Source organism: Bacillus sp. 05T31 (genome assembly GCF_056396725.1).
Genome location: NZ_JBFTMA010000483.1, coordinates 1 through 4,879, shown reverse-complemented (window position 1 = coordinate 4,879; position 4,879 = coordinate 1). Strand labels below are relative to the sequence as shown.

The following is a 4,879-nucleotide window of genomic DNA, read 5'->3' as shown; positions in this document are numbered from 1 at the left end:
GTCTCATATAACTGTGCATGCGAAGAAAAATTTCTCAAGTCTACAATTTAATTCATGTAGTACACTATTTATGTAGCCGTTCTTTAACTTAATGTATATTTTATTTCATTAATCTATTTTTCAACATTTTAAATTAGGAGATGAGATKTGTATGTGTGGAATTACAGGYTGGGTAGATTGGAAKAARGATCTTTCMAATGAACATGTTATTTTAGAAAAGATGGCAAATAGTATTCAGCATCGTGGTCCTGATGCTGAAGGATTTTGGTTTTCTCCTCGTGCGGCCTTTGCACACCGACGTTTAATTGTTATTGACCCAGAAGGTGGGACACAGCCGAAGACATTTCGTGCTGGTGATTATACGTATGCTCTTACTTATAATGGAGAAATTTATAATTTTCGTGAGCTGAGAGAACAGCTTCRAAAATGTGGGCATGCATTTGAAACTCATTCAGATACAGAAGTRTTACTACATGCTTATTTAGAATGGAAAGAAGACTGCGTACAACATTTAAACGGAATTTTCGCTTTCGCCTTATGGGATGATCAGAAGCAACAACTGTTTTTAGCACGTGATCATTTAGGCGTAAAGCCACTCTTTTATACAGAAAGAAATGACAGTATTATTTTCGGATCTGAAATAAAAGCGTTATTAGCTCATCCATCTGTTCCTGCTGAAATTGATGCGGATGGAATAAATGAAATATTTGGATTAGGCTTATTTCGAACTCCAGGATGTGGCGTCTTTAAACATATTCAAGAAGTTCGTGCTGGACATTCTATAACATTCACACGTGATAAAAAAGTAGTTAAGAAGTATTGGAATTTAGAAAGTAAGATCCATACAGACTCTACCCAAGACACATCTTCTCATATTTTATCTATTTTACAAGATACAGTAAAAAGACAATTAATTGCTGATGTTCCCCTCGTTTGTATGTTATCAGGCGGATTAGATTCTAGTGGTATTACTGCACTGGCAGGTAAAGAATTTAGAGAGGAACACAAAACACTTCACACATATTCAATCGACTTTTTAAATAGCGCGAAAGATTTCGAACTGACATTTGCTCGAACTGGTCTAGATGCTCCTTGGGTAAAACGTGTTTCTGAACATGTAGGGACATCGCACCATGATATTATTGTGAATGCTGAAGAGTTAGCAAATCACTTATTCGTTCCCCTTCACGCGAAAGATTTACCCAGTGCTGGTGAAATGGAAACTTCACTTTATTTACTATTTTGCGAAATGAAAAAAGATGCAACCGTAGCTTTATCTGGAGAATCTGCTGATGAAGTATTCGGGGGATATCCTTGGTTTCATCAAGAAGAACTATTATATGTAGATAAGTTTCCGTGGTTAACAAACTGGAAAAACACATCTTCTCTATTATTAAACGACGTAACAACTCAATGTAATCCTGAGCAGTACATTAATAAACGATTCCATGAGGCTGCTCTTGAAGTACCTACTCTTGAAGGTGAAAGTAAAAAAGAAGCGAAACAGCGTCAAATGTTTTATTTATTTTTAACACGATTCCTTCCGTTCTTACTCGACCGTAAAGACCGTATGAGTATGGCTGTAGGATTTGAAGTTCGTGTACCGTTTTGCGATTATAGATTAGTTGAATATTTATGGAACGTTCCTTTCAATATTAAAAGTATTGATAATATCGAAAAGGGAATTTTACGTAGAGCGCTGAAACCAGCTTTACCTGATGATGTGCGAAATAGAAGAAAAAGCGCTTACCCTACTTCACAGGATCCACACTATTTACAAACAATCCGCAATTTAACGCTTGATATGTGCAGTAATAAAAACAATCCTGTTTTCTCACTCATTAACCATTCCATATTACTTGCAATTGCTGATCAAAGTAACAAAGAGATTACCAATTTTGAAGCAAGAAGTGCTATGGAGTATATGCTACAAGTAAATGAATGGTTAAAAACGTATCATATTCATATTGCTTAACAAAAAAGAGTTCAAGGACAAAAACCCTTGAACTCTCTTTCATTTATTAATTGGCACATTGTCTATTTTCAGTATCGATGGACCATCCAATAATAGTGGCACAATCTCTACCTTTCCACTGAAGTACATTTGTTAATACAGGCTCAATCTGTAAACAAGATCCGTCGTGTAATATTTCTACTAAAGATTGATCATCATCAAACTTTAGTTTATCACACTCTAAAATACCATCCGTTGCCATTACAATGTGATTCTGACCTTTTTCTAATCCCCTTACCCCTGATGTAAAACAAGGTGTATTCGCTGCAAAAACATTTTTTCTTCCTATRTAYTCATAGTTCTTACGCTTATTTAGCCTACCTTTTCCATTTTTCGTTTGCTCTGAATGGAATAAATACGCGAAGCAATCACCAACTGATAGCCAATATAAGAACTCGCCTTTTCGTAAACAAATTAAACATGCAAGTTCCTCATCATCTTGGTCACATTTCTCGATAAAGAGCTCATCTGTAAATAACGCTAATAAATACATATGTGTATGATGAAAAGCTAAATGGATTGGGTATGAAAATAACTCTTTTAGTTTTTCTTCTCTTTCTGAAATCGCTTCTATTATATAATGTATATTTTTCGTTTTATGATGTGTATCAAAAATCATAACAAATTCAAATTCTAATTTCGGATCCCACCAAGCTAGCACTGCATCTCCTCTTTCATATGCATCACTCTCTTGATTTCCTCCATATACGCCGACTGAAAGAGGACCACATTTTTCAACATGTATTTGATCTACATACATCTTTTCATGACTAATCCATTTAAATGTATTCACAGCTATCATCCTCTCTCTTGCTAAATGTATACCTTTACACATAGATTACCTTATATTTCAATAAAAATAAACTTTTTCAACATTTTTAATGAAAATAAAAGGATTTTAYYTCTKAATCAACGAATATATCTTACTATACGATATAAAAATAGGAGGATTTATCATTATGAAAGACATTAATCAACATTGGGAAAGTATTTATTATCACTTACGATATGAATATGAAGACAACCTTTCTCACCAAGCTATTCGTATTTTACAAATCGTTTCTCGTGAGAAAGATATAACAATTGGAAAAGTTGCTACTGAGCTTAGTCTCTCTCATAACACAGCATCTGAACACGTAAAGCGCCTTATTCAAAAAGGATTTATTATAAAAGAAAGAAACAAACACGATGAAAGGGTTGTAAACCTTACTTTAACGAAAGAAGGCATTGAAGTATTAGAAAAGCATACTTTACCCTATTTTGGATTTCTTTCGAAGGTGGGAGTAAACAAGAATTAAGTCAATTCGCTTTAGGCGTATTATATGGATTTCCTGCATCCGCACTACTATTATTTATTGTTTATATCGGTTTAAAGAACTCCTTTTCACTTAGTACATCTATACTCTTAGGCATATGTGCCTGGTGTATCGTCTTTACTTGCCAAAAAATATTTCAAGCTTAGGGGGAATTACTATTAATAGATCAGTAGAGATATTTGGACAAACTGTAGAAGTATATATGAGAGGTAGCAGTAAACAAACTGTAGTCATTCAAACAGGAATGGGATGCTCATTTTATGATTGGCTTCCTATTATAGAAAAGCTTTCACAAAAATTCACAGTCATTTCATATCATCGCCCAGGTTACGGAAAAAGTGAGCTAGGAACTAATCGACGTACAACAATGCAAGTTGTAAAAGAACTACATATGTTACTACATGAACTAGATATTTATGAGCCAATCATTTTAATCGGTCATTCCTATGGAGGTTTATGCGCACAACATTTTGCAATGTTACATGAAGATAGGCTGCAAGCACTTCTTTTAGTTGATTCTACTTCCATGAACTTACACCGATTAGATGAGCTTCATTTACCAGTTTCTGATCAAACTGATTCTGATGATATGTGGCTACAAAAATATCATACTTACTCCAACATGGATGCAGACGCACTTTATAATGAACTAAAATCTATGCTCGGCAATACAACAAAACAGCATATCAAATTTTCCACATCTCCTTCCTTATATAAAGCGACAGCTGCTGAACTGTCCGAGTGGAAATATTGCGCTCGCTCAATAAAAAAACAACATAAAGCATTAGAAATACCATTAATCRTTATCGGTAGAGATCCTCAATATTCTGTTGCTCAATTGATTGAGGGCGGTATGCCAAAAGAAGAAGCTACACAACTTGAAGCCATGTGGCAAGAACTGATTCGTGAGCAATTACATATTTCAATAAACAGCCAATATATTCTTGCCGAACATGCTAGTCACGGTATAGAAAATGATCGCCCAGATACTATCATTGAAGCCATTCACTCATTGTCAATAAAAAAAGGAAGCAACTGAAGTTGCTTCCTTACTTATCTATTCATAGTCTTCTTCATCATCGACTTCTTCATAATACGAACTCCCATTGCTTACATATATAGGACCGTTCGCAACATCAATACGTAGTACCCATGCCCATGGCACAGCTAAACGTTTATGTATTGCTCTCCAAAAGTTCATTGATTTTCTTTCGTACTCCTGGAACTCCTGAAGTAACTCTTTATAGGAGGAACCGTCTAACTGAATATTTGCTTCTAATAAACGAGAATGGGCATAGTACTGTAACTCTAGTTCAGCAGCAATCTCCATTTCTTCTTCCGTTGCCATACCTATAATTGCTCCATCTGCTGGTGCGATTTCATATACGTTGTGAACTTCAATAAGCCCTTCTTTCTCTTTCTCAAACATGTAAACAGCCTCCTTTAACCAATATTTTTTATGTTACAAAGTCATACTTCTACAATACCTTCTCCCTTTCCTCTTTTTTTGATAAACTTTTACAAATTATTTATCTGATAATCTGTAGAC

At 34.8% G+C, this 4,879-nt stretch carries 4 protein-coding genes and 2 pseudogenes; 4 read left to right on the top strand and 2 right to left on the bottom strand.

Annotation, left to right across the window (positions count from 1 at the left end; all coding sequences use genetic code 11):
* Window positions 1-151 precede the first annotated feature (151 nt).
* A complete protein-coding gene (asnB, locus tag AC1DJR_RS22435) occupies window positions 152-1,975 on the top strand; it encodes an asparagine synthase (glutamine-hydrolyzing) (RefSeq protein ID WP_477003537.1) in 1,824 nt (607 codons plus the stop codon).
* Window positions 1,976-2,021: 46 nt separating this feature from the next.
* On the opposite strand, the gene AC1DJR_RS22430 is transcribed toward asnB, so the two are convergent.
* Window positions 2,022-2,849: a PP2C family serine/threonine-protein phosphatase gene (locus AC1DJR_RS22430; protein WP_002012083.1), complete on the bottom strand. Its 828-nt coding sequence runs from the start codon at window positions 2,847-2,849 to the stop codon at window positions 2,022-2,024.
* 124 nt (window positions 2,850-2,973) lie between these two features.
* On the opposite strand from AC1DJR_RS22430, the pseudogene AC1DJR_RS22425 reads away from it, so the two are divergent.
* The 3 genes and pseudogenes from AC1DJR_RS22425 to AC1DJR_RS22415 all read left to right on the top strand — a co-directional run.
* Window positions 2,974-3,267 (top strand): annotated as a pseudogene (locus AC1DJR_RS22425) (MarR family winged helix-turn-helix transcriptional regulator); the annotation flags it as partial.
* Window positions 3,267-3,476, top strand: a pseudogene (locus tag AC1DJR_RS22420) (DUF3147 family protein); the annotation flags it as partial. The pseudogenes AC1DJR_RS22425 and AC1DJR_RS22420, both read left to right, overlap by 1 nt.
* A complete protein-coding gene (locus AC1DJR_RS22415; protein ID WP_477003536.1) occupies window positions 3,428-4,369 on the top strand; it encodes an alpha/beta fold hydrolase in 942 nt (313 codons plus the stop codon). The pseudogene AC1DJR_RS22420 and the gene AC1DJR_RS22415, both read left to right, overlap by 49 nt.
* An 18-nt stretch (window positions 4,370-4,387) precedes the next feature.
* Here the strand turns inward: AC1DJR_RS22415 and AC1DJR_RS22410 are convergent, their stop codons facing one another.
* The gene (locus AC1DJR_RS22410) at window positions 4,388-4,759 is read right to left on the bottom strand and encodes a hypothetical protein (RefSeq protein WP_000461762.1); all 372 of its coding nucleotides are present in this window, start codon (window positions 4,757-4,759) and stop codon (window positions 4,388-4,390) included.
* Window positions 4,760-4,879 lie beyond the last annotated feature (120 nt).

What these genes read in the sequence shown, in the direction of transcription:
- AC1DJR_RS22410 (WP_000461762.1), bottom strand. Translation starts at nt 4,759, where the DNA reads ATGTTTGAGAAAGAGAAAGAAGGGCTTATTGAAGTTCACAACGTATAT.